A 23,799-nucleotide genomic window follows, 5' to 3' on the forward strand; every position below is an offset into this window, starting at 1 on the left:
GCAAGCGGGCGACAGCGAGGGAAGTGGCGGATGTCGCCGGTGTCTCGAAGTGGACGGTCATACGGGCCTTCACGCCGGGCGCCTCGATCGCGGAGGAAAGCAAACGCAAGGTTCTCGAAGCGGCTGCGGCGCTCAACTACACTCCGAACCTGCTTGCCCGCAGCCTCGCGACCAACTCCACCCATCAGGTGGCTGTGTTCGTCGATGATTTCGCCAATCCTCAGAAATTACCGTTCCTGGAGAAATTGACCGAACGACTGCAGGCCGAGGGGCTGGTCGCCGTGCTCATCAATATCAACACGCACTTCGACCATGTGCACGCATTGCTTCACGCTGACCAGCGCCAGGTCGATGCCGTCATCCTGTTCGGAACGGCGTTTCGCAGCGAGACGCTGAGCGATCTGCAATTGGGCCGGGGAACGCCCCCCATGTTCGTTCTGGCGAGAGACAGCCAGATCGAAGGCGTGCCGGCAGTCACATGTGATGCCGAACTGGCGCTACGGGAGATCGTCGATCACCTCTTCGAAAGAGGTTACCGGCGTCCGGGCTTCATGACAGGTGCGACCGTCCTGTCGACAGCGCTTAGACGTCGGCAACATTTCGTCGATTTCTGGAAACATAAGGGTGTGAATGACGTCTCGGTGTTCTCGGCTGAGAAATACAGTGCCGAAGCCGGAGCCGAAGCCATCCGCAGCTATCTCGAGCAGACCGACGCCGCAGACCGGGTCGACGTCCTGATGTGCGAAAACGACATTCTGGCGCTCGGAGCGATGGATGAAATCCGCGGCCGTTTCGGCTTGCGGGTCCCGGAAGACATGGCCGTCGTCGGCTTCGACAACTACGAGCTCTGCGGGTCGTCCGCCTACAGCCTCACAACATATGATCAGCCGCGGCACGAGATGGTTCAGATAATCGTCGGGATGATCACGGGACGGCTGGAGCCCGAGACCGTGACACTGCCGGGCACCCTTATCGTGCGCAAGTCCACATGAGCTGCCGTCATTGGCGAGACCGTCATCTCTTGGGCACGGCGAACACGCTGCCGCTCAAAGAAATCCACCATCCGGAGAACAACATGATCCCCCAGAAAGCCATCACTTTGCCCGCCGGCTTGCGTCTTGCCGTCGGTCCGCTGTCATGGGCCAACGACGTGCTTGAGGACCCTGGCGCCGACATCTCGCTCGAGACATGCCTGAGCGACGCAGCCGAGACCGGTTACCAAGGCGTCGAACTCGGACGGAAATTCCCACGAGATGCCGCAACATTGCGACCGCTTCTTGCAAGCCATGGCCTCGCCTTGGCGTCCGTCTGGCATTCGGGAGAACTGGCTGAACGCGGCGTCGGCGAAGAAATGAAAGCCGTTGCCCGCCATGCCGAACTTCTGCGCGAGATGGAGTGCAAGGTCATGGCCTATGGCGAGGTCGCGATGATGACACCAGGATCGCCGCTCGATGCACCGATGTCTGAGCGGTTGACCATGCCGAAGACGGAGGTAGTCGCCTATGCCGCCCGGCTCACCGAGTTCGCCAAGCGTCTGGCGGGCGAGTACGATCTCAAACTTGCCTATCACCATCACCTGATGATGGTGGCAGAGACATTCGATGAGATTTCGGACATTTTTGGCAGAACGGGGGAGGAAGCCGGCCTGCTTCTCGACACTGGACATGCTGTCGCCGGCGGCTTTGATTATACCCGCTTGATCGAGCGCTTCGGGGATCGCATCGTCCACATCCATCTGAAGGACGTCCGTGGCCCGGTGCTTCCAAAACGTTCGGGCGTGTGACCTGAGCTTCAATGTCGGCGTGCGAAGCGGCATGTTCACTGTGCCCGGCGACGGCATTGTCCATTTCGACCCGATTGCCCGCTTTGTCCGGGAAAACGGCTACCGCGGGTGGCTGGTGGTCGAAGCCGAGCAGGACCCTGCACTAGCCCCGCCGCGGCCGGCCGTCGCCCGCGCTTTCGACCATATCCGGGGCGTCTTTACTGTCTGAACGCATCTTGCCTATGGTGGGGGTTCGTCTCGGCGGCCCAACGACGGCATCCGGCGCTTTCTTTCGTTCATGCATCCCGCAGCGAAATTAAGCTCTCCACCCCTTGCGGTCATAGGGGACGAGGACCGGGAATGGCTCGATTGAGCCCGAAAACGACTTTCCAGCCACGGTTCACGAACGACCGCGATCGTGTCCCGTGAGGTGGTGTAGGTCGCGGCTGATGGCCGTGCTTTCCGACATAGAGCCGGAGGGATATCAGCGGGCCACAGCGGGCAGACTGATTTGCGGATCATCGCTCATTTGCGCCATGGTCTCAAGTGTCAGGTACCGGGCGCGTTGGACGGCCAATTCGTCATTCTGTTCGAGCAGCAGTGCGCCGACGAGACGGACGATGGCTTCGTCGTTGGGAAAGATGCAAACGACCTCGGTGCGTCGCTTTCCGATGCGCATGAAGGCCTCAAGGCGGCTGTCACCAAGGTTCTCAGCGCCACCTGGCAAAGATGCCGGGTGGGGCTGTTGAAGAACCAATCGTCGGCGGAGCTATGCGGAAGCCACCGACAAGCCAATTCCAAAAACTTTCCTTTGCCTGAAGGGATGTCGGGCTGAACTGGTAGCTTCTTGGCTGTACACGAACAGCAAAATTGACAGAAAAGCACTCGCCAGTCGTTTCAAGTTGACTGCCGCAGCCGTCAGATAGGCTTGGATTTTCATATTTATGAGGCCGCGCCGGATCGCTCTCGATAGCCCGTGCCAAGTCTTCGCTTCGCCGTGATATCCCTCTGAGCGCCAGCGGTGACGCTGGTACAAAGCTCGGTCCTCGTCCGACCATCGTTCTCTTCGGCGACGAGCTCGCAGGAGTGCCGGATAGTCATCGCCGAGCACTACCGCCTTGTTCACACGGCCATTGGAAAGGCAAAGTCGCGCCAGATCGCAGTGCCGACAGTCGGCCGCGCGAGATGTAAAGAAGCGCCCATGTTTAACGGCACGGCCCGCCTTCAGCATCTTGCCACGCGGACATTTAAGGGTGTCGTGCTTGGCGTCATAACGAAAGCGGCGCATAGGCACAGGGCTACGGATTGGCTCTGCCTTTGCCGGAATAACCGCTTCGATCGCGCGTTGCTCCATTCCTGCGAACACCTTAGCATACGCATAGCCGGCGTCGGCCGTTGCCGTTTTGATTATCGTGCCGGTCATCGCGGCGACCGCGTCGAGACGACTGAGTATGACTTGCCCCTCATTAATCTCGCCTGTGGTGACCTCCACATCTAAAATTACGCCGCAAGCATCATCCACCACGGCATGTTGCTTGTAGGCCGGCTCCAGTCTCCGATTACGCCCGTTGGTCGCCATGGACGCGTCAGGGTCGGTGACGCAGACTTTCTTGTATTTGCCTGTTTTGCGGCTTTTTCGTTCGCTCTCAGCGGCTTCGTTGGCGTCGGTGACCGCATCTATATGGCGGACCGCAAGACTTTCCCAACTGACGTCGGCCCGAATGAGTGAGGCGTCGACATGAACGACCTCACCCTTGGCGACTTTGGCCGCTACGCAGACCTTTACCGTCCGCTCAAAGATAGTTCGGAAACGTTCTGCACCCCAGCGCTGACGGATACGGGTCAACGACGAATGGTCCGGGAGAGCTTCGTGCAGACCGAAGCCGATAAACCAGCGAATAGCGATGTTTACCTGAGCCTCGCGCATCAGCCGACGGTCATGGACAATTCCGAGAAGAAAGCCTGCAAGCATCAGCCGGACTGCTACTTCCGGGTCGATGCCGGGTCGGCCGAAGCCCGCCGCATAAAGCTCAGCCACCTCCTCGTGTAGCCAGGAGAGGTCGAGAACTCGATCGACCTTTACCAATACGTGATCGTCAGGGACCAGATCCCGAAGCGAGCCGCACATGTACAGTTCAAGCTGATCGCGTTCCTTACGGCCGAGCATCGTGGAGGCTCCAGAGAATCAACGACTGCTCAATTGAATCAGATACATAGCACTTCTTCAACAGCCCCCGGGTCCACTTCATGAGAAACGTTCTGGCGCATGCCGGCAAGAGCGGCCGGCGGGTCGTCTCCGCCTTCATCGCAACGACGAGCTTCACACCGCGCAATCCTCGGCGGGTCAGCCGGCGCAGGAACTCCGTCCAGATCGGCTCGGCTTCGGACGTGCCGACTTCCATGCCCAGAACCTCACGCCGGCCGTCGCTGTTGACGCCGACGGCGATGATGACGGCAACGGAAACGATGCGCCCGCCGCGGCGGACCTTCAGATAGGTGGCATCGATCCAGATGTAGGGCCAGTCACCTTCAATCAGCCTGTCGAGGAACGCCTTCACCTTGACGTCGATCTCCTCGCATAGCCGCGACACCTGGCTCTTGGAGATACCGCTCATGCCCATGGCCTTGACCAGATCATCAACCGAGCGCGTCGAGATGCCCTGAATGTAGGCTTCCTGAATGACGGCCGTCAGAGCCTTCTCCGCCATTCGACGCGGCTCTAGAAAGCTTGGGAAATAGCTGCCCTTGCGCAGCTTCGGAATGCGCAGCTCGACGGTTCCGGCGCGCGTCTCCCAATCGCGGTCACGGTAGCCGTTGCGCTGGGCGAGCCGCATCGGGCTCTTCTCACGAAACCAGCACCGGTCGCGCCGCCAACCTCCAGCTCCATCAACCGCTCGGCCGCAAAGCCGATCATCTCGCGCAACAAATCCGCATCGGCGCTCTTCTCAACAAGCGAGCGCACGTTCATCATGTCATTGGTCATCGATGATCTTTCCATCAGGCTGGTCTTGAACAACCCGACCCTTAAATGGAAAACACTGATGGCCGCCTAAACCTCGGGACCTACACCACCGGATGGGACACGATCACGACCGCTGTGCGCCCGGTGGTGGACGTTGAAACAATAGTTGGTAATGCTTGAAAGCGGATGTTCTACTTCGGCTCCTGGTGGAATGGATTGCAAGGACCAGAATACAGGCTACCTGTCCTGCCACCGCTCCATCATCATCGTGTAGAAGCGTTCTGCCGATGGGGAGAGGGTTGCCCCTACGCGTCGAACGAGTCCCACCGTTCGGGTCACGACCGGATCGACTAACGGCCTAATTGCAATTGTTGGGTGGTCTCCGAGCGGCAGGGACATGCGCGGCAGTGCCGCAATTCCAAGACCCGCTTCGACTAGACCCAGCGATGTCGATAGGTGTTGGACCTCGTAGAACCATTTTGGCCGGATGCCGGCTCGGCCGAGGCCGAGGTCGATGATTAGACGGTTGCCGCTCGATCGTCCGACCGTGATGAAGCGATGGCTTGCCAGGTCTCGCCAGGTGACCGATGGGCGCGTCGCAAGCTCGTGGTCCGTGCGGCAGGCGAGCATGAACGGTTCTTCGACCAAAGGCGCGAACATGACATCGGGATCGTCGGCGCCAAGCAAGGTGATCCCGAAATCTACCTCGCGCTTCAGCACGCTTTGCAGCACCTCGTTCGCGCCGTCGTCAACGATGCGGATGCGGATAGCCGGATAGGCCTGGTTGAAGGCGCGCACCACGTCGGGCAGGAAGTAGTACGCGGCCGTGGGGATACAGGCGATACTGACGAGTCCCGACCGCCTCTCGGCGATCTCGCGCACTGACAGGAGCGAGGACTCGAAGTCGTCAAGGAGCCGCCGTGCCCGGCCTAGAAAGTCGCGACCGACCACCGTGAGCTCGACCCGGCGGGTGGTCCGCTCGAGCAGCGTGACGCCAAGTGCGGCCTCCAGTTTCTGTATTCGGCGAGTTAGCGCGGGCTGCGAGAGGTGGATGCTCTCGGCTGCGGCTCCGAAATTGCGCATCTCGGCGGTCGCAACGAAGGCGCTAAGGTCCTCTAAATCAATGTTCATGTTCACCACGCATTAATAAGTGTGAAAAATGCATTTCACACAATAGAACTCGAATGGCAAGCCTCTTTCCAACGGTCGGCACACCGGCCGATAGGAGGAGGACCACCGATGAACAAGATTCCTTGCGTCCTGATGCGCGGCGGCACATCTCGCGGTCCATTCTTTCTCGCCTCTGACCTTCCGGCCGATCCTGCTGTGCGCGATGCGACCCTGATCTCGGCCCTCGGTTCGGGACATCCCCTGCAGATCGACGGCATTGGCGGCGGCAATCCCCTGACCAGCAAAGTAGCTGTCGTCGGCCCGGGCTCGGTACCGGGTGCCGATGTCGATTATCTCTTCGCCCAAGTGAACGTGGAGCGGGCGCTCGTCGATACCGCACCGAATTGCGGAAACATGCTTGCTGCCGTCGGGCCCTTCGCGATCGAATGCGGCCTCGTCGCCGTGGCCGATCCCCTGACACGGCTTGTCATCCACAACGTCAACACCGGCAAGCTGATCGAGGCCACGGTAGAAACCCCAAACAGGCGGGTCACGTATGACGGCGCAACGACCATCGCGGGTGTGCCGGGGACCGCCGCGCCGATCCGGCTCGCGTTCCTCGATGCCGCCGGGTCCAAGACGGGGAAGTTCCTGCCCAGCGGTCGGGCCCGGGATGTGCTCGACGGCCAAGAGGTCAGCCTGATCGACATGGCCGTCGCGGCGATGCTTGCCGATGCGCAGAGCTTCGGCAAGAGCGGCGGCGAACGCCCGGCCGAACTCGACGCCGACCGCGCCTTCATGGCCCGGCTCGAGCAGGTCAGACTCCTTTCCGGCAAAGCCATGGGTCTTGGCGATGTCTCGGGCCTCGTGGTGCCGAAGCCGATCCTGGTGTCGCCGCCTGAGGCCGGGGGGACGATCCGTGCCCGCTATTTTGTGCCGCACGCCTGCCACACGGCGGTCGCCGTGACCGGCGCCGTTTGCATCGCCGCGGCCTGCTGCACCCCCGGAACGGTTGCCCATGCCGTCGCCGATCTGCCCGGGCCCGACGCCAGCGGACGGCGGATGCTTCAGATCGAGCATCCCTCGGGCTCCACGCCGATCGAGATCGAGCAGGACCTCGTCACGGGCGAGATTGCCCGTGTCTCGTTAATCCGTACCGCAAGGCGGATCTTTGAAGGTATCGTGCATGTCCGCGATACCGCTGCCTGACCCATGCCTACCAAGGAGGAGAAAACTGTGAGCATTCTGAAAACAATTACCCTTCGCGCCGCGCTTGTCTGCGCGACCGCCCTCGGCCTCGTCGCAGCGCCGGTATTCGCGCAGGACTTCAGCGGCAAGAACATCGAATGGACGATCCCGTTCGGCGTCGGCGGCGGAACCGACGTCTGGGCGCGCTTCTTCGCTCCGCAGTTCAGCAAAAGCCTTCCAGGCAACCCCAACGTCGTCGTGCTGAACGTGCCCGGCGGCGGCTCGATCACCGGCGCGAACCAGTTTGCCGCCCGTGCCGGGTCGGACGGGCTCGAGGTCCTCGGCACCTCGGCATCGACCCAGTTCCCGGCGATCCTCGGCGACCCGCGCGTCCGGTACGACTATGCGAAATGGACTGCTGTCCTCGCCTCGCCCACCGGCGGGGTGGTCTATGTCTCGCCACAATACGGCGTGACCGGCCCGGCCGACATCGAGGCTCTGCGGACCGCCGAGATCCGCTTCGCGGCACAAAGCGCGACAGGGCTCGAGATGCCGGTTCTCCTGGCCTTCGAGATGCTGGGCCTGAACATCCGGCCGGTCTTTGGCATGGAAAGCCGTGGCGCCGGGCGGCTCGCTTTCGAGCGCGGCGAGGCCGGGATCGATTTCCAAACCACGCCCGCCTACCTTAGCAGCGTGGCTCCGCTGGTTGAGGCGGGCAAGGCGGTGCCGCTCTTCGCGCTCGGCGTGGTCAGTGCCGATGGCAGCGTTTCGCGCGATCCGTCCTTCCCGGACCTGCCGACCTTCGTTGAGTTCTTTGAACAGGCGACGGGGGCTGCCCCGGAGGGTCAGTCCTACGAAGCTTGGCAGTCGCTGATGCTCGCCGGCTTCTCGCTGCAGAAGATGATGGTCCTGCCGCGGGATGTCCCGGCAGACATCATCGCCGCCTATGGTGCCGCCGCCCAAGCGATCGTCGACGCCCCCGATTTCCGTGAACGGGCGGGCGAGGAACTCGGCGTCTACGTCCAGCTGGTGGGGGCAGAGGCCGACGCCGCCCTGACCAAGGCGCTGCAGATCGACCCTGCGGTCCGGGAATACCTCGTCAATTGGTTGAGAGAAGAGTTCGACGTCAGCCTCTGACATCCCATCGGCGGGTCCTCGAGGAGGTCCCGCCGACATCTATCCAACGGGAGGAAAAACATGCTCGACGCAGCACTTCTTGCGCTAGGCCACGTCTTTACCGGCCACCATATCGCGTTTCTGGTGGTCGGCGTCCTTATCGGCCTAATCGTCGGTATCTTGCCCGGACTTGGCGGGATCGCCGGCATGTCGATCCTCTTGCCATTTCTCTACGGCATGGACCCGACCTCTGCGCTCGGCATGCTGATCGGCATGGTTGCGGTGATCCCGACGGGGGACACCTTCACCTCGGTGATGATGGGGATACCGGGGTCGAGCGCGAGCCAGGCGACGGTACTCGACGGGTTTCCGCTTGCCAAGAAGGGCGAGGCGGCGCGAGCGCTTTCGGCGGCCTTCGCAAGCTCCCTCCTCGGCGGTGTGATCGGGGCGCTGGTGCTGTCCGTCGCCATCGTCATGGCGCGTCCCCTCGTTCTGTCGTTCTCCTCGGCAGAGCTTTTCATGCTGACGCTCTTCGGTCTTTCCATGGTGGCGGTCCTGTCGGGCCGCAGCCTCGCCAAGGGGATGGCGGCCGCGGGCCTCGGGCTGATCATCGGCATCGTCGGAACCGCGCCTGCGACCGGCGAGCCGCGCATGACGCTCGGCATCGACTACCTTTACGACGGCATTCCCCTTGTCGTCGTGGCGATGGGGCTCTTCGCCATCCCGGAAATCATCGACCTCCTGAAACGCGGCGCCGCCATTTCCGAGACCACGGGCCTCGGCGGCGGCTGGGGCAAGGGCCTTCGCGACGTGTTGCGCCACCCCTGGCTCGTCACCCGTTGCGCGGGGCTGGGCTGTGTCATCGGCGCGCTGCCGGGTCTGGGAGGAGCGGTCGTCGACTGGATCGCTTATAGCCATGCCGTGCAGACCAGCCGCGACAGGTCGCAGTTCGGTAAGGGCGACATCCGCGGCGTGATCGCGCCGGAATCGGCCAACAATGCCTGCCAGGGCGGGGCGCTGGTGCCGACGCTGCTGTTCGGCGTGCCGGGCTCGGGGTCCATGGCGGTGTTCTTGGGCGGGATGGTGCTGCTGGGCATCCAGCCCGGCATTACGCTGGTCGAGACGCGGCTCGACCTCACCTATACGATCATCTGGTCGCTCGCCCTCGCCAACATCGTCGGCGCCGGGCTGTGCGTCCTTCTGGCCCGCTACGTCGCGCGGCTGACGCAGATCCCCTTTGTCTATCTTGCGCCGTTCATGATCATGATCACTATGTTCGCCGCCTATCAGGCGACCCGGTCGATCGCCGATCTGGTCGCGCTCATCGTCATGGGTGCGGTCGGGCTCTACATGCGTCGCTTCGGCTGGCCGCGCCCGGCGCTGCTGATCGGCTTCGTTCTGGCGCCGGGGGCGGAAAACTATCTCTATCAAGCCGTCCAATTCTATGACTGGGGCTGGATCTGGCGGCCGGGCGTTCTGATCATCGCAGGCATCACTGCGGCCTCGGTCGTGCTCGGGCTGCGGTACGGCTCGGAGATTTCGAGCGAGGGGCACACTGACCCGGCCGCCGCTGCAACGCGTCCCCGCCAGTTCGCCTTCGCCGCGCTGTTCCTTTCGGCCGCCGTTGCCTGCATAGCAACGGCGCTTGGCCTCAGCTTCCTGGGCCAGGTCTTCCCGCTCACGGTCGGGCTTCTGGCAGCCGGGGGCGCGCTCTGGGTCCTGACTCATCTCTACGGATCGCATGCATCGGCGGTCCACGACGACGACGCGGCCCTCGCCCTCGAGGGGCGCTGGTCCGGGCGGGAGCTCTACCTCAGCGTCTTCATCGGCGTGGTCCTGGGCATCTGGATGATCGGGTTCCTCGGCGCTATGGCGCTCTTCCTTCCGGCCTTCCTGATCATCGCCGGAAAGGCTTCGCCGATTCGGGCCGCGATCCTCACCGCCTCGGCGCTGGCGTTCATCTACAGCATCACCACTGCCATGTCCCTCCGCCTGCCCGAAGGCCTGATCGTGACCGCCTTCGGCTGAACCGCCTGAAAAGAGAAAAGCCGAGAACCTCAACGAACTTGTGCACGGGGCGCGTCTGCTCGATCGTGCAGGACTCCTGGTCTCGCGGTTGTGTGCGGCGTAGGGGAGGTCTGCTTTGGCTGGTCTATTGCCCAGAAGCGGACCCTCTCCTTCCGGCCCCACTCACGACGTTCGACGTGGTGTCCCCAAGCGTCCGAAAGTCCGCGTTTCGGCCATTCGGCTAAGCGCAGCAGACGACCGGTCACCACCCATTGTTGTCATTGGCGTCCGGAGCACAAATGGCCTGATTGAGCTCCCTTTCAAGACGTTGGCAGCAGCGTGTCTGCAGGACTCTGCGGCGGCTGACCGCGATTCATGAGAGAGGCGGCTTCGAGCCGCCTCTCTTTTCGTTCGAAATGTCGATCAGCGATAAGTTGTTGGTCAGGGTAGTCACGCGGCCTTTTCAAGGCTCACGTAGCTGATCAGGTCTTCGATGGTCACGAGCAGCAGATTGTGCTTCTCCGCGAACCGGACCAGATCGGGCAAACGCGACATTGTACCGTCGTCATTTGCGACCTCACAGATGACACCAGAAGGCTTCAATCCCGCAAGTCGTGCAAGTTCTACAGCCGCCTCGGTGTGCCCAGGACGCGCGACAACACCCCTAGGGTGAGCACGCAGCGGAAAAATATGTCCTGGACGCGCGAAGTCTTCAGGACGGGATTTTTCGTTCAGGAGAGCTTGAACGGTGGCAGCGCGGTCGGCTGCGGAGATGCCAGTCGTTGTGCCGGGGATGTAATCGACCGAAACCGTAAAAGCAGTCTTCAACGAGTCTGTGTTGTTGCCGACCATCAGAGGGATGTCCAAAGCATCCAACTGTTCACCCTCCATGGCCACACAGACAAGTCCACGAGCGTGGTTCATCATGAAGGCGATATGCTGGGGTGTGACGGCCTGCGAAGCAACAACGATGTCGCCTTCGTTCTCGCGATCCTGATCATCAACCACGACGACCATTTCACCTCGGGCGATTGCCTGAACTGCATCTTCAATTTTCGCAAAGGTCATTCTTCTGCCTTTCAAGGGTATGCCGCTTTCGAGGCACTGGTCAGCGCATTCGGAAATGCGCGCAATTTTCCCTTGGGCGAACAAGTGACATTGCCCCATAGCGGGGCACGAGCCACGTTGTCCTCTTCCATCCGGACTATACCGTCGGCCCCGGCATCTCACCGGGTCTGCTGACCTTTCGTCTGGCGACGAAAGCGCTCGCGGGCTCCAGGAAACTTCCTGATACCGCCGGTGGGGAATTTCGCCCCGCCCTGAGAACAAGTCGAAAATAAGCGCGACGCGCATAGAATTTCAAGAATGAATCCGCCAACAAGTATCCAGAATGCGCAAAAGCATCCCGGATAGGTCGACAACTCACGGAGCAGTCCGCGTCGACATTTATGGTCTGACCGGTGATGTAGGCGGAGTTCATTTGCTCGGCGGAAATCGAAACCATTGCGTCGATCTCGCCCGCCTATCCCGGATGCCGATAGATGGCTTACACAATCGACTGCCCGGTGGCGGTCCAGTCCTTTGTGAACTGCTCAAGGCCCTTGTCCGTCAGTACGTGGTTCGCGAGGCCCTTAATGACGGTGGCAGGAATCGTCGCAATGTCAGCGCCCGCCAAGGCAGCGTCCTTGACGTGGTTGGCAGATCGGATCGATGCAGCGAGGATCTTCGTCTCGAAATCGTAGTTGTCGTAAATCTGGCGAATGTCGCGGATCAGTTCCATTCCGTCGATGTTGATGTCATCGAGGCGGCCGACGAACGGCGAGATGTAGGTAGCTCCCGCCTTGGCAGCCAGGAGCGCCTGGTTTGCCGAGAAGCAGAGCGTAACGTTGGTACGGATGCCCGTCTGGAAGAAGTGCCTGCACGCCTTTAGACCATCGAGGGTCAGCGGAAGCTTGATCACGACGTTTGCGCCGATTTTGGCAAGCAGCTCACCTTCCTTGATCATGCCCTCAGACTGCGTCGAAGCGACCTCCGCAGAAACAGGTCCGTCGATGATCGAGCAAATTTCGGCAATGACTTCCTTGAACTCCCGGCCAGACTTGGCGATCAGAGTAGGATTGGTCGTCACCCCGTCCAGAAGTCCGTAGTCATTCAACTCCTTGATCTCGGCAACAACGGCGGTGTCTACGAAAAACTGCACTGGATAGTCTCCTTGCTGGCCATAACGGCCTTTGCTCTCGTGATGATGGCATAGCGGTACGCGGTACCGAACCGTCGAGCTTGCGCTCGACGACCGCGAGGTTTGGTTCGCATCTCGGTCGTATTGGGTCTCCCCGACGGAAATGATGGCCATTCATTTAGCAGTTTCCCGCAACCAGCTTCCTGCGCATTGGGATCACCAGCAGCAGAAGCCGCCGTCGACCAGCAGATCAACACCGGTGACGAAGCTTGCAGCGTTCGAGAGCAGAAATATTGCTGGTCCAACCATTTCATCGACCGTCGCCATGCGCTGCATCGGCGTCTGCTCCTCGAACAGCTTGGTCTGGTGCACCATTTCCGGTCGGGTGTTCATCGGCGTGGCCGTATAGCCGGGACTGATCGTGTTGACACGGATGCCGCGCCCGACCCATTCCATCGCCATCGACTTCGTCAGGTGGATCACGCCGGCCTTTGAGGCGTTATAATGGCACTGGCTGAGACCACGATTGACGATCACGCCGGACATCGAGGCGATATTGACGATCGACCCGCGGCCGTTCTTAAGCATGGCGCGCGCCTCCGCCTGGCAGGAGAGGAAAACGCCCTTCAGATTAATGTCCATCATCGTCTGGAATTGGCTTTCCTCCATCTCCTCCGCCGGGTTGGCATTGGCGATGCCGGCCGCGTTAACGGCGAGGCTGAGCGGCCCAAGTTCCGCCTCGGTGCGGGCGACCGCTTCGTTGAGTGCCGTGCCACTGGTCACGTCCGCGGCGATCTGGATGCTGCGCCGTCCTGTCTTCGCGATGAAATCGGCGGTCGTCGCGAGGCCACCGTCGGTACGACGGTCGAGCAACGCGACGTCCGATCCGCATTGTGCGAGGCCCATGGCGATGCGCTGGCCGATGCCGCTGCCGGCACCGGTCACCAAGGCGACATTTCCGAAAAGATCGAACAATTTCGGCGCGTTGAGAGTAATTTCAGACATAACATTCTTCCCTGTTCAGATCGTCGCCAGTTCCATGACCGAGACGTCGTTTGCATCCTCGCGGTTCAGGACGCCCGCCTGCTTTCCCTTGGCCATGACCATGATACGGCTGGACACACCGAGTATCTCCTCTAGGTCCGAACTGACCACGATCACGGCGACACCCTGCCGGGCGAGGTCCATGATGAGGTCGTAGATCGACGAGCGGGCGCCCACATCGATGCCGCGCGTCGGCTCGTCCAGCACGACGACCTGCGGCTTGCGGGCCAGCCACTTGGCAAGCACTACCTTCTGCTGGTTGCCCCCGGAGAGCTCGCTCGCATTCTGCCCGCCGCGGCCCTTGACGCCGAACCTTCTGATATAGCCCTCGGCGAACTGTTGGATGCGGCGGGAGGAGAGCCAGCCGCTGGGGGCGATCTCGCCGAGATTGGCGTAGCCGATATTCTCGGCAATCGAATGATCGAGCACCACTCCCTGAAGCTTGCGGTCCTCCGGCACGAGAACGATGCCATTGCGGATCGCGTCGATGGGGGAGCGAGGCGTAATGGCCTTGCCGCGCAGGAGCACTTCCCCGCCGGAAATGGCGTCGGCGCCGGTGATGGCGCGCACCAATTCGGTGCGACCGGCGCCCATGAGGCCGGCAATGCCGAAGACTTCGCCCTTGCGTACGAAAAAATTGATGTCGCGGAAAGCCTTGGAGGGCGAGGAAAGGCTCCGCACCTCCAGTGTCACCTCATCCGTGGGTGTCGGAAGCGCCGGGAACATGCGCTCCAGGGAGCGACCGACCATCGCCTCGACGATGGTGCGGATCGGCACATCGCCGCTGTCGAACTCCTGCACCTTAGCGCCGTCACGCATGACGACAATGCGGTCAGCAATCTGGCGGATTTCCTCGAGTCGGTGTGAAATGTAGATGATGCCGACCCCTTCCGCCCTCAGCCGTTCGATCTGCTGGAAGAGAAGGTGAGTCTCCTCGCCACCGAGCGCAGCGGTCGGTTCGTCGAGGATGAGGAGGCGCGCATTGAGCGTCAGCGCCTTGGCGATTTCGATGAGCTGCTGCTTGCCGGTCGAAAGCCCTTCGACGAGCCGATCAGGCGAGATGTCGAGGCCGAGCCGGTGAAGGCCGCTGCGTGCCCGATCTTCCATCGCCTTGCGGTCGATCCGGCCCACCTTCATCGGGTAGCGGCCGACAAACACGTTCTCCGCTATGGAGAGCTTCGGAAGCAGTTTCAGTTCCTGATGGATCATGCCCACTCCCTCGTCCATGGCGGCGCGGGGATCGGCGGGGGTGTAACTTTTGCCGAGCCAGGTCATTTCTCCGGCCGAGGGCTGTACGGCGCCGGAAATGATATTCGACAGGGTCGATTTTCCGGCACCGTTTTCACCGAGCAGCGCCACGACTTCTCCCGGATAGATGTCGAGATCGACACCGTGAAGAACCTTGATCGGGCCGTAGGACTTCTGGATTCCACGGAGCGACAGGATGGGAGAGCGGGTCGTCATGGCGCTGCTGCCTTTCGGGGCTGAATCCGGGTTACGGATGGCTCTTCACGAATTCCGGCGCGTTCTCACAGGTCGTCAGAACGGCGTTCGGCGTCTGGCGCTCCTCGACCTTCTGGCCGGCGGCGACGGCAAGCGCGGATTCGACGGCGAGAACGCCCATCTTCTGCGTGCTCTGCGTCGCGGTGGCGATGAACGGACCCTTGCACTTGGCGAGATATTCGAGAGCCGAGACGTCGCCGTCATAACCGCCGATGATTACCTTGTCAGAGAGGTTGGCGACGTCCACGGCTTTGGCCGCACCCATGGCGAGACCGTCGGCCTGGCCGAAGATGATCGTGATGTCCGGATTGGCCTGCAGCATATTCTGCGCGATCGAGAAGCCCTCGTCTGCCGACCACATGTTGCTCCACTGCTGGGCTACAAGCTCGACGCCTTTGTTCTCGTCGATTGCGCGCTTGCAGCCGGTGAAGCGGTCGACTTCCGGCGTCGTGCCCTTCTGGCCGTGGATGATCGCCATCTTGCCCGAGCCGCCGGCCTTCTCGATGATGTACTTGCAGACGGCGTAGGCGGATTCGACGCTTTCGCCGGCAATGAAGGTATCACCCGGCGCGCCTTCCGGAACGCGGTCGACGTTGATCACCGGAATGCCAGCCTCGCGGGCAAGGCGGGTCGGCACGGCAGCGGCAGCGGCACCGGCCGGGATGTAGATGAACGCGTCGATGTCCTGGGTCATCAGGTCCTGCACCTGGCTGACCTGGGTGTTCGTGTCGTTCTTCGCGTCGACGACGACCACATCAATGCCCTTGTCCTTGGCGTGCTTTTCGACGCCGAGCTTGATCTGGTTGAAGAAGTCAGCCTGGAGGTTCGGAACGGCAAGGCCGATCGTTTTTACCTCCGCAGCGGCGGCTGGAGACGCAAGCACCACAGCCGTGGTTGCTGCCATCAGTAATTTGGACAACTTCATAGTTTCTCCTCCGAGTTGTTTGGTGGCTTCCTGTCCTGGCAGAGGGGACCACCTACCCTTTTTGTCGGCCCGCACCATTGCTGACCGTTTTCGATGCCCAGCCGCATGCGCGCAGGCGGGGCGAGTATCGCTACTTCCGTTTGCGGTAGGTCTCGGCGGTCACGGCGAGGACGATGACGCCACCGATAATGACTTGCTGCATGAACGGGGAAACGCTGAGTAGGTTGAGACCATTGCGCAAAACGCCGATGATCAGCACGCCGATGATGGTGCCGCCGATGCCCCCAGTGCCGCCTGAGAGAGAGGTGCCACCGATGACAACCGCCGCGATGGCGTCGAGTTCATAGGAGACGCCCGAAGACGGTTGCACCGAGTCGAGTCGCGCCGCGAGCACCATGCCGGAAAGGCCGGCGAGCAAGCTCGACACGACATAGACGAGCACGGTTGCGCGGTTCACATTAATGCCCGCGAGTCGAGCAACTTCGGCGTTGCCGCCGATCGCATAAAGCGAGCGCCCGCCATGGCGGTAGCGGAGATAGAGCAATCCGACGATAAAGACCACCAGCATCACGGCTACGGTCAGCGTCAGAAAGCCGCCAAAACGAACGATCGCCATTGTATTAAACCAGGCGGGAAAGCCGATGAGCTGCTGTCCGTCGGTGATCATGTTTGCAAGGCCGCGCGCAATCGACATCATGGCGAGCGTCGCGATAAACGCCGGCACGTTGAAGCGCGTTATGAGCAGCCCCGCGACAAGGCCGTTAAGCGAGGCAACGAGCAGCGCGAGTGGGATGGCCAACCACATCGGCACGCCGGCCATGATGTTCAAATAGCCGAGGACCATCATCGCCAACGCCATGACGGAGCCGACCGCAAGATCGATCCCGCCGATCAGGATGACCAGTGTCATGCCTACGGCCATGACGCCAAGCACCGTGATCTGATCGAGCACATTGAGGAAGTTCCGGACCGACAGGAACTTGTCACTTGCGAAGGTCAGGAAGACGCACAGGACGATGAGACCAATCAAGGGCCCGGTTGCACCCCGCAGCGAGGGCAGCATCCTTCGGCCGACCACATCGTGTGTTTTCGCTAGCGCCGCCATAAATCCTCCTTCTCCAGCTATCTGCAGGCTCCTCCCGCTGAGGCGAGCATAAATATTCACTCATGTGTTCAAATTCATACATGAGCCTTAATCGGCGTGTCAACGGAGATTTGTTTGCGGAGGGAAATGGCTGCCGGCGGGGTTTGATGCTTGACAATGCCGCTCAATCTGCAAACATATTTGATATCGCATAAATATTCATGAGAGGTAACATGCAGCCGAACGATCTCGACCGGATCGCACGACAGATACGCCTTCGCGATCTGCAAGCGGTTTTCGAAGCCGGCGCCGGCCATATCGGCGGGGAAATGTCCGCCATCGACATTCTGACGGCGCTCTATTTCCGCGTGCTGCGCATCTGGCCTGACCAGCCGAAGCATCCGGAGCGTGACCGTTTCGTGCTGTCGAAGGGCCATGTGGCGCTGGCGCTCTATGTGACGCTCGCCAAGCGCGGCTTCATATCGGAAGAAGAAATCGGCACATTCCTGAAGCCACATTCCCGCCTGAACGGGCATCCGAACTGCAACAAGGTTCCGGGCGTCGAGACCAACACAGGCCCGCTCGGGCATGGCCTGCCGGTTGCAGTCGGCATGGCGAAGGCCGCGAAGCTGACCGGCGCGAATTACCGCACCTATGTCATGACCGGCGACGGCGAGATGCAGGAAGGATCGAACTGGGAGGCGATCGCATCCGCCGCGCAGTTCGGTCTCGACAACCTGACCCTGATCATCGACCACAACCGCTTCCAGCAGGGCGCGGCGCTGAAGGACACCAACAACCTTGCTCCCTTCCCCGCCAAGCTCGAAGCCTTCGGCTGGGACGTCACCGAGATCAACGGCAACGCCATGGACGAGATCGTGCCCGCGCTGGAGCGCCGCGGCGAACGCCCGCACTGCATCGTCGCCCATACCAACAAGGGCCACGGCATTTCCTTCATGCAGGACAAGGTCGACTGGCACCACAAGGTGCCCAATGCGGAACAATACGAAATAGCCGTGGCTGAGCTTTCGGAGGTCCTGTGATGAAGGACGTGATAACCTCCCCCAAGCTGCACGATTGCCGAGACGCCTTCGTTGCCGTGCTGGAGCGCCTCGGCGCGGACAATCCCAAGGTCGTCGCCGTCTGCAACGACTCCGTCGGCTCGTCCAAGCTCGGCGGCTTCAAGTCCAAATGGCCGGAGCGGCTGGTTAATGTCGGCATCGCCGAACAGAACATGGTCGGCGTCGGCGCGGGCCTTGCCAATGGCGGGCTGCTGCCCTTCGTCTGCGGCGCCGCCTGCTTCCTGACTGGCCGGTCGCTGGAGCAGATCAAGGCCGACATCGCCTATTCCAACGCAAACGTGAAGCTCATCGGCATTTCTTCCGGCATGGCCTATGGCGAACTCGGCCCGACGCACCATTCCATCGAGGATTTCGCCTGGACCCGCGTGCTGCCGAATCTGCCCGTGATTGCGCCCTGTGATTCAATCGAAACGGCCGCGGCCGTGGAATGGGCGGCTCATTACGAGGGTCCGGTCTTCCTGCGCCTGTCGCGCGTCGGCGTCCCGGATCTGCTTCCGCCGGACCACAAGTTCGAGCTGGGCAAGGCCAACCTGCTACGCGACGGCGACGACATCACCCTTGTCGCCAACGGGACACTGACCCACCGCATGCTCAAGGCGGCCGATATCTTGGCCGAACAGGGATTCGAGGCTCGCGTCCTCAACATGGCGACAGTCCGGCCGATTGATGTCGATGCCGTGGTGGGTGCCGCGCGCGAAACCGGCGCCATCCTGACAGCCGAAGAACACTCCACCTTTGGCGGCCTTGGCTCGGCAATTGCAGAATTCGTGGTGGCCGAAGCCCCGGTGCCGATGAAGATCCTCGGCGTTCCGGGCATCTTTGCCCCCACCGGTTCGGCCGAGTTCCTGCTTGACGAATTCGGCATGTCCCCCGCCGCCATCGCCAAGGCGGCCGTCGCATTGATTGCACGCAAATCTTCCCGCGCATGATTGTGCGGGTTTAGATTTCGTGCCGGGCGCGGCCAACCCTCCCTGTCGCCGCGCCCCCAATTTCTGCCTGCCGGAGCCACCATGACAACCGCCATTCTCGCCATCGACCAGGGGACCACGAATTCCAAGGCCGTGCTCGTTTCCACCAGCGGGGAAATCCTGTCACGCGGCTCCTCTCCTGTTGGCATCGAACATCCCCAGCCCGGCTGGGTCGAACAGAGTCCGCTGCGCATTTGGGAATCGGTGCAGGAGGCGATCGCTTCCTGCCTGCAAGCCGGCCCTGTTGTGGATGTCCTCGGCATTGCAATCTCCAATCAACGCGAGTCCGTCACGGTGTGGGATGCCGCCACGGGGGAACCGCTCGGCCCGGTGGTGAGCTGGCAGTGCCGCCGCAGCGCGCCGGCCTGCGCCGAACTGATGGCGGCGGGTCATGGCGCGCGCGTTCAGGCGCTTACCGGGCTTCCCATCGACCCGATGTTCCCAGGCCCGAAGATGAAGTGGCTGCTCGACCGCGTGCCCGCCGGTCACAGGGTCCGGCTCGGAACGATCGACGCTTGGCTGATTCATTGCTTCACGGACGGCGCGGTCCATGCATGCGATGCCGCGAACGCCGCCCGCAGCCAGCTCTACGACCTCAACGCACAGGTCTGGAGTGACGAACTGTGTTGCCTTTTCGGTGTGCCGCAATCCGCCCTGCCCGTAGTACGCGACAGCGCCGCGCGTTTCGGAACGACGAAGAACGTGCCGGGCCTTCGCGACGGAATTCCGATCGCCTCGGCCATCGGCGACAGCCATGCCGCCCTCTTCGGCCACGGTGCGTTCAATCCCGGCGATAGCAAGGTGACCTTTGGCACCGGCTCGTCGGTCATGACGACCCTGCCCCGGTTCATCGCCCCAGAGCAGGGCATTACTACGACGATCGCTTGGTCGATCGCCGGAAAACCAACCTATGCGTTCGAGGGCAACATCCTCGTCTCGGCCGCCGCCCTGCCCTGGATGGCCGAGATGCTGGGCCTCCCGGATATACAGGCCCTCACCGATCTCGCCGCAACCGCTGAGCCCGGCGGGCCGGGCTTCGTGCCGGCCTTTGTCGGCCTCGGTGCGCCCTACTGGCATGCTGATGCACGAGCACTGTTTTCCGGCATCACCTTCAACACGACCCGCGCCCAGATGGCCCGAGCGGTAACCGATTCCATGGCCTTCCAGGTCCATGATGTCTTCAAGGCGATGTCCGATCAATCGCCGACGCCGCTCGGCCGCCTCTATGTCGATGGCGGGCCAAGTCAGAATACTTTCCTCATGCAATGCGTGGCCGACACGCTGAACCACGTCATCATCCAATGCGACGCGCCCGAGGCCTCCGCCCTTGGTGCAGCGTACCTCGCTGGCCTCTCGCTTGGTATCTGGTCCGATCTTGCCGCGATTGCGGCCCTGCCCCGCCCCGGCAATCCCATCGTGCCGCGTGCTTGCGATGCTACAGATCGCCTTCTGGTTTGGCAGGACGCGATCTACCGCTCGACCGCTCCGGGTTCTTCAACTATGAGTGAATAAAAATTCACCCCGGAGGACCCCATGGGACGGCTCAACGAGCTGCGACTGATCGCCCGAGTTGCGCAGATGTACCATATCGAAGGCAAGCGGCAGGCGGAAATCGCCGAGGGCATGCGCATGTCGCAGGCCACCGTTTCACGCATGCTAAAGCGGGCCGAGCAGGAAGACATCGTGCGCACGACAGTCATCCCGCCGCCGGGAACATTTACCGAGCTCGAATCGGCGCTGCGCGAACGCTATGGCCTAACGGAAGCCATTGTCATCGACTGTTCCGAGGACCGCGACGGGGCGATCATGGCCCGCATCGGCGAGGCCGCAGCCCACTTCCTCGAAGTCACCCTGCAGCAGGACGAGATTGTCGGCGTCTCGAGCTGGAGCCAGACCATTCTGCGCATGGTGGACAATATCCACCCGCTCAAGAACGCAAAGGCCAAGTATATCGTCCAGATCCTCGGGGGGATGGGCGACGCCTCGGTACAGACCCATGCCACACAGCTCATGGCGCGACTGGGACGGCTCACCGGCGGTGAGCCGCGGCTCCTCCTCGTCCAGGGCATCACCTCCTCGCGCGAGGCAAAGCTCGTCATGCTGGCCGACCCTGTTGTACGTGAGACGATGGACCTGTTCGGACGTCTCAGCCTTGCCATCGTCGGTATCGGCGCGGTCGAACCGTCCGAACTCCTCGCCCGCTCCGGCAACGTCTTCTCCCGTCAGGAAATGGCGATGCTGCACGAGGCGGGCGCGGTTGGCGAGATCTCCTACCGGTTCTACGACAAGGACGGAAAACCGGTCGAAACGCCCCTCAACGAGCGCGTCATCGGTATTTCGCTGGAGGACCTGCGCAAGACTGACCGGGTTATCGCACTGGCGGGCGGCGAATCGAAAACCCAGGCCATCGCCGGCGCCCTGAAGCTGGGCATCATCGATGTGCTTGTCACCGACAAGTTCACTGCAGCTCGGCTCACGGCCTGATCTTACCCGAGATCAGCCCTCGGCCTGCTGCGTATTATGGAGAAGACAGACATGAGACGTTTCGCAGGCCAGACGGTTTTTGTCACCGGGGGAAACAAGGGCATCGGGCGCGGCATTGCCAAGCGATTTGCCGAAGAGGGGGCAAAGATCGCTATCGCCGCGATCGAGAAGGACACGCCAGCGGCCGCCGAAACGCTGGCACAGGAAACGGGCGCCGAGGTGCTGGGCCTTACACTGGATGTGACGGACGCAAAGGCCGTTCAGGGGGCGTACGGCGAGGCCGAGGCGAAGCTCGGCGCCATTTCCGTCTCTGTGCAGAATGCCGGCGTCATCACCATCGCCAAGGTCGCGGACCTCACCGAGAGCGAATGGGACCTCAACCTCGACGTCAACACCAAGGGAGTCTTCCTCTGCTGCCAGGAGGCAATCCGCCGCTTCCGTGCCAGTGGCACGAAGGGTCGCCTGATCAACACCGCTTCCGGCCAGGCGCGTCAGGGCTTCATCTACACGCCGCACTACGCCGCCTCGAAATTCGGTGTCGTCGGGTTGACACAGAGCCTTGCCAAAGAACTCGCGCGCGAGGGCATAACAGTGAATGCAATCTGCCCCGGCATCATCCACACCGAGATGTGGGACTACAACGACCGTGTTTGGGGGAAGATGCTCGGTGAATACGGCCCCGGCGAACTCATGGCCGAATGGGTCGAAGGCATCCCCATGGGCCGCGCCGGCACCCCCGCCGAAGTCGGCGCGCTTGTCGCCTTTCTCGCGTCGAACGATGCCGCCTACATCACCGGCCAGACCATTAATGTCGATGGCGGCTTGATCATGTCGTAGGGCAACCAGTCCGAGTGAACCGAATCGAGCCCCGACAGTGTGCGCACGCTGTGAACCTGGCATTCTTCTCAGACCAATTCGGATTGAGAAGGCTGCCATCGCTGCAGCCTCGCGAAAAGTCTCAGAAGGAGCGGTTCAGTCCCCCACGTCGAAGCCAACGAACGGCTTAGATCAGCGTCCTGCCCTCCGAATGCGCGCTGTTCTGCATTGACGGCCGCCTACGGAGCGAAGGATACCGCCGATGACCGCTTCCTTCCGCAAAGCGGCAATCCAGTCGCATCGCAGTGAACTTCCGGTCACGACCCAATGCAGTCATTTGAAAACAGGCGCAGGAATGGCTCGTTCAGCCCCATTGCAGCCACTCGGTCCATTGCAACGTTGCCGGCGATCTCTCGTAAGCGCACTCAAGGAGATCAAGAGATGGGGTAACATGATTCCTCGACTCCGCAACGGTTCGCGTGGTCGCGAATGCCAGGCAGCGCTGCTTCGGGAGCCGGCGGCGCTGACCGCCGCCGGCCCTTGTTGCTAGGCCTCGATGAACGCGAGCAGGTCAGGGTTGATCACATCGGCATGGGTCGTCAGCATGCCATGCGAGTAGCCCTCATAGACTTTGAGCGTGCCGTTCTTCAGAAGCTTGACGGCCAATCGCGCGGAACTGTCGATCGGCACGATCTGGTCGTCGTCTCCGTGCATCACCAGCGTCGGCACTTCGACCTTTTTCAGGTCCTCGGTGAAGTCGGTTTCGGAGAAGGCCTTGATCCCCTCGTAATGAGCCTTGGCGCTGCCCATCATGCCCTGCCGCCACCAGTTCTGGATCGCGACGGTCGAGACCTTCGCATCGGGGCGGTTGAATCCATAGAAAGGCCCGCTGGGCAGATCGAGGAAGAACTGGGCGCGGTTGGCCGCGAGCTGGGCGCGCAGGCCGTCGAACACTTCCATCGGAAGACCGCCCGAATAAGGTTCCGTCTTGAGCATGATTGGAGGAACGGCGCCGACCATCACGAGCTTGGCGACGCGGCCGGCACCGTGGCGGGCGACATAAGCGAGTGCCTCGCCGCCGCCCGTGGAGTGGCCGATATGGATGGCGTCGCGGAGATCGAGCTGTTTCGCAAGCGCGGCGACATCCGCCGCATAGTGGGCGATGTCGTGGCCGTCGCTGACCTGAGTCGAGCGGCCGTGCCCGCGCCGGTCGTGGGCGATCACGCGGTAGCCCGTGCTCAGGAAGTAGAGCATCTGCGCGTCCCAGTCGTCCGAGGAAAGCGGCCAACCGTGGTGGAACACGATCGGCTGGCCCGAGCCCCAATCCTTGTAGAAGATCTCGACGCCGTCTTCGGTCTTGATGAAGTTCTGGGTCATGGGAACCGTTCCTTTGCTTTGGTTCGAAATGGAGGTTGCCGCCGCGGGACCGACTGCACCTTGATCCGGCACAACAGATGCGCCGGAAAGTAGAGTCGTCTGAGACGCTGGGTGGGCGAAGCTTGCTCTGCGCCTCCTCGCCGCCCCACCTTGAAGCCTAAGGACGCCCCCGGATAAGTCTTGTCGGTTCCC

General features: G+C 61.9%; 18 protein-coding genes, 4 pseudogenes and 1 riboswitch. Of the genes and pseudogenes, 11 read left to right on the top strand and 11 right to left on the bottom strand.

Annotation, left to right across the window (positions count from 1 at the left end; translation table 11 throughout):
* Positions 1 to 23 precede the first annotated feature (23 nt).
* Both SJ05684_RS23930 and iolE read left to right on the top strand, forming a co-directional pair.
* Positions 24 to 992 carry a LacI family DNA-binding transcriptional regulator gene (locus SJ05684_RS23930; RefSeq protein WP_095694364.1) on the top strand — a complete coding sequence of 323 codons (969 nt, stop codon included), beginning with the start codon at positions 24 to 26 and terminating at the stop codon, positions 990 to 992.
* Positions 993 to 1,075: 83 nt separating this feature from the next.
* Positions 1,076 to 1,991: pseudogene (iolE, locus tag SJ05684_RS23935) on the top strand (myo-inosose-2 dehydratase).
* Positions 1,992 to 2,246: 255 nt separating this feature from the next.
* Here iolE and SJ05684_RS23940 read toward each other — a convergent pair.
* Positions 2,247 to 2,429 (bottom strand): annotated as a pseudogene (locus SJ05684_RS23940) (transposase); the annotation flags it as partial.
* On the opposite strand from SJ05684_RS23940, the pseudogene SJ05684_RS29785 reads away from it, so the two are divergent.
* Positions 2,427 to 2,516: pseudogene (locus SJ05684_RS29785) on the top strand (transposase); the annotation flags it as partial. The pseudogenes SJ05684_RS23940 and SJ05684_RS29785 overlap by 3 nt on opposite strands.
* A gap of 15 nt (positions 2,517 to 2,531) precedes the next feature.
* On the opposite strand, the gene SJ05684_RS23945 reads toward SJ05684_RS29785, so the two are convergent.
* The 3 genes and pseudogenes from SJ05684_RS23945 to SJ05684_RS23955 form a co-directional block, all read right to left on the bottom strand.
* Positions 2,532 to 3,929 (bottom strand): IS1182 family transposase, encoded by a 1,398-nt coding sequence (locus SJ05684_RS23945; RefSeq protein ID WP_014328799.1) that lies wholly within the window; start codon positions 3,927 to 3,929, stop codon positions 2,532 to 2,534.
* A gap of 139 nt (positions 3,930 to 4,068) precedes the next feature.
* Positions 4,069 to 4,745, bottom strand: a pseudogene (locus SJ05684_RS23950) (IS256 family transposase); the annotation flags it as partial.
* A 216-nt stretch (positions 4,746 to 4,961) separates the two neighbouring features.
* On the bottom strand, positions 4,962 to 5,855 hold the full coding sequence (locus SJ05684_RS23955) for a LysR family transcriptional regulator (RefSeq protein WP_034858465.1): 894 nt from the start codon (positions 5,853 to 5,855) through the stop codon (positions 4,962 to 4,964).
* Between the two features lie 108 nt (positions 5,856 to 5,963).
* Here SJ05684_RS23955 and SJ05684_RS23960 point away from each other — a divergent pair, with 108 nt between their 5' ends.
* The 3 genes from SJ05684_RS23960 to SJ05684_RS23970 are packed head-to-tail and all read left to right on the top strand — an operon-like array spanning position 5,964 to position 10,166.
* Positions 5,964 to 7,043, top strand: coding sequence for a 4-oxalomesaconate tautomerase (locus SJ05684_RS23960; protein WP_034858464.1), 1,080 nt, complete (start codon positions 5,964 to 5,966; stop codon positions 7,041 to 7,043).
* Positions 7,044 to 7,046: 3 nt separating this feature from the next.
* Complete coding sequence (locus tag SJ05684_RS23965; RefSeq protein WP_050980169.1) at positions 7,047 to 8,159, top strand: Bug family tripartite tricarboxylate transporter substrate binding protein; 1,113 nt, start codon at positions 7,047 to 7,049, stop codon at positions 8,157 to 8,159.
* A 60-nt stretch (positions 8,160 to 8,219) separates the two neighbouring features.
* On the top strand, positions 8,220 to 10,166 hold the full coding sequence (locus tag SJ05684_RS23970; protein ID WP_034858462.1) for a tripartite tricarboxylate transporter permease: 1,947 nt from the start codon (positions 8,220 to 8,222) through the stop codon (positions 10,164 to 10,166).
* A gap of 429 nt (positions 10,167 to 10,595) precedes the next feature.
* On the opposite strand, the gene ribB is transcribed toward SJ05684_RS23970, so the two are convergent.
* The 6 genes from ribB to SJ05684_RS24000 form a co-directional block, all read right to left on the bottom strand.
* A complete protein-coding gene (ribB, locus tag SJ05684_RS23975) occupies positions 10,596 to 11,213 on the bottom strand; it encodes a 3,4-dihydroxy-2-butanone-4-phosphate synthase (RefSeq protein ID WP_034858476.1) in 618 nt (205 codons plus the stop codon).
* 115 nt (positions 11,214 to 11,328) lie between these two features.
* Positions 11,329 to 11,476, bottom strand: a riboswitch (FMN riboswitch).
* 215 nt (positions 11,477 to 11,691) lie between these two features.
* Positions 11,692 to 12,345 carry a fructose-6-phosphate aldolase gene (fsa, locus tag SJ05684_RS23980; protein WP_034858460.1) on the bottom strand — a complete coding sequence of 218 codons (654 nt, stop codon included), beginning with the start codon at positions 12,343 to 12,345 and terminating at the stop codon, positions 11,692 to 11,694.
* Positions 12,346 to 12,540: 195 nt separating this feature from the next.
* Complete coding sequence (locus SJ05684_RS23985) at positions 12,541 to 13,329, bottom strand: SDR family oxidoreductase (protein WP_034858459.1); 789 nt, start codon at positions 13,327 to 13,329, stop codon at positions 12,541 to 12,543.
* Between the two features lie 15 nt (positions 13,330 to 13,344).
* Positions 13,345 to 14,832, bottom strand: coding sequence for a sugar ABC transporter ATP-binding protein (locus SJ05684_RS23990; RefSeq protein WP_034858457.1), 1,488 nt, complete (start codon positions 14,830 to 14,832; stop codon positions 13,345 to 13,347).
* Between the two features lie 31 nt (positions 14,833 to 14,863).
* Positions 14,864 to 15,796, bottom strand: a complete 933-nt coding sequence (locus SJ05684_RS23995; RefSeq protein WP_034858454.1) for a substrate-binding domain-containing protein — start codon at positions 15,794 to 15,796, stop codon at positions 14,864 to 14,866.
* A gap of 130 nt (positions 15,797 to 15,926) precedes the next feature.
* Positions 15,927 to 16,901, bottom strand: coding sequence for an ABC transporter permease (locus tag SJ05684_RS24000; RefSeq protein ID WP_034858452.1), 975 nt, complete (start codon positions 16,899 to 16,901; stop codon positions 15,927 to 15,929).
* Between the two features lie 212 nt (positions 16,902 to 17,113).
* Here SJ05684_RS24000 and SJ05684_RS24005 point away from each other — a divergent pair, with 212 nt between their 5' ends.
* From SJ05684_RS24005 to SJ05684_RS24025, 5 genes are all read left to right on the top strand, one after another.
* Positions 17,114 to 17,923 carry a transketolase gene (locus SJ05684_RS24005; protein ID WP_034858449.1) on the top strand — a complete coding sequence of 270 codons (810 nt, stop codon included), beginning with the start codon at positions 17,114 to 17,116 and terminating at the stop codon, positions 17,921 to 17,923.
* Positions 17,923 to 18,891, top strand: coding sequence for a transketolase family protein (locus tag SJ05684_RS24010; RefSeq protein ID WP_034858447.1), 969 nt, complete (start codon positions 17,923 to 17,925; stop codon positions 18,889 to 18,891). Before SJ05684_RS24005 ends, SJ05684_RS24010 begins: the two co-directional genes overlap by 1 nt.
* A gap of 81 nt (positions 18,892 to 18,972) precedes the next feature.
* Positions 18,973 to 20,442, top strand: a complete 1,470-nt coding sequence (locus tag SJ05684_RS24015) for an FGGY family carbohydrate kinase (RefSeq protein ID WP_034858446.1) — start codon at positions 18,973 to 18,975, stop codon at positions 20,440 to 20,442.
* A gap of 21 nt (positions 20,443 to 20,463) precedes the next feature.
* A complete protein-coding gene (locus SJ05684_RS24020; protein WP_034858444.1) occupies positions 20,464 to 21,414 on the top strand; it encodes a sugar-binding transcriptional regulator in 951 nt (316 codons plus the stop codon).
* Positions 21,415 to 21,465: 51 nt separating this feature from the next.
* Complete coding sequence (locus SJ05684_RS24025) at positions 21,466 to 22,251, top strand: SDR family oxidoreductase (RefSeq protein ID WP_034858441.1); 786 nt, start codon at positions 21,466 to 21,468, stop codon at positions 22,249 to 22,251.
* 525 nt (positions 22,252 to 22,776) lie between these two features.
* Here the strand turns inward: SJ05684_RS24025 and SJ05684_RS24030 are convergent.
* The gene (locus SJ05684_RS24030; RefSeq protein ID WP_034858439.1) at positions 22,777 to 23,607 is read right to left on the bottom strand and encodes an alpha/beta fold hydrolase; all 831 of its coding nucleotides are present in this window, start codon (positions 23,605 to 23,607) and stop codon (positions 22,777 to 22,779) included.
* Positions 23,608 to 23,799 lie beyond the last annotated feature (192 nt).

Source organism: Sinorhizobium sojae CCBAU 05684 (assembly GCF_002288525.1).
Taxonomy (GTDB): Bacteria; Pseudomonadota; Alphaproteobacteria; order Rhizobiales; family Rhizobiaceae; genus Sinorhizobium; species Sinorhizobium sojae.

What these genes read in the sequence shown, in the direction of transcription:
- SJ05684_RS24020 (WP_034858444.1), top strand. Translation starts at nt 20,464, where the DNA reads ATGGGACGGCTCAACGAGCTGCGACTGATCGCCCGAGTTGCGCAGATG.
- SJ05684_RS23995 (WP_034858454.1), bottom strand. Translation starts at nt 15,796, where the DNA reads ATGAAGTTGTCCAAATTACTGATGGCAGCAACCACGGCTGTGGTGCTT.
- SJ05684_RS24025 (WP_034858441.1), top strand. Translation starts at nt 21,466, where the DNA reads ATGAGACGTTTCGCAGGCCAGACGGTTTTTGTCACCGGGGGAAACAAG.
- SJ05684_RS24015 (WP_034858446.1), top strand. Translation starts at nt 18,973, where the DNA reads ATGACAACCGCCATTCTCGCCATCGACCAGGGGACCACGAATTCCAAG.
- SJ05684_RS23985 (WP_034858459.1), bottom strand. Translation starts at nt 13,329, where the DNA reads ATGTCTGAAATTACTCTCAACGCGCCGAAATTGTTCGATCTTTTCGGA.
- SJ05684_RS23965 (WP_050980169.1), top strand. Translation starts at nt 7,047, where the DNA reads ATGCCTACCAAGGAGGAGAAAACTGTGAGCATTCTGAAAACAATTACC.
- SJ05684_RS24005 (WP_034858449.1), top strand. Translation starts at nt 17,114, where the DNA reads ATGCAGCCGAACGATCTCGACCGGATCGCACGACAGATACGCCTTCGC.
- SJ05684_RS23955 (WP_034858465.1), bottom strand. Translation starts at nt 5,855, where the DNA reads ATGAACATTGATTTAGAGGACCTTAGCGCCTTCGTTGCGACCGCCGAG.
- ribB (WP_034858476.1), bottom strand. Translation starts at nt 11,213, where the DNA reads ATGACCTTTGCGAAAATTGAAGATGCAGTTCAGGCAATCGCCCGAGGT.
- SJ05684_RS23945 (WP_014328799.1), bottom strand. Translation starts at nt 3,929, where the DNA reads ATGCTCGGCCGTAAGGAACGCGATCAGCTTGAACTGTACATGTGCGGC.
- SJ05684_RS23990 (WP_034858457.1), bottom strand. Translation starts at nt 14,832, where the DNA reads ATGACGACCCGCTCTCCCATCCTGTCGCTCCGTGGAATCCAGAAGTCC.
- SJ05684_RS24000 (WP_034858452.1), bottom strand. Translation starts at nt 16,901, where the DNA reads ATGGCGGCGCTAGCGAAAACACACGATGTGGTCGGCCGAAGGATGCTG.
- SJ05684_RS23960 (WP_034858464.1), top strand. Translation starts at nt 5,964, where the DNA reads ATGAACAAGATTCCTTGCGTCCTGATGCGCGGCGGCACATCTCGCGGT.
- SJ05684_RS24010 (WP_034858447.1), top strand. Translation starts at nt 17,923, where the DNA reads ATGAAGGACGTGATAACCTCCCCCAAGCTGCACGATTGCCGAGACGCC.
- SJ05684_RS23970 (WP_034858462.1), top strand. Translation starts at nt 8,220, where the DNA reads ATGCTCGACGCAGCACTTCTTGCGCTAGGCCACGTCTTTACCGGCCAC.
- SJ05684_RS24030 (WP_034858439.1), bottom strand. Translation starts at nt 23,607, where the DNA reads ATGACCCAGAACTTCATCAAGACCGAAGACGGCGTCGAGATCTTCTAC.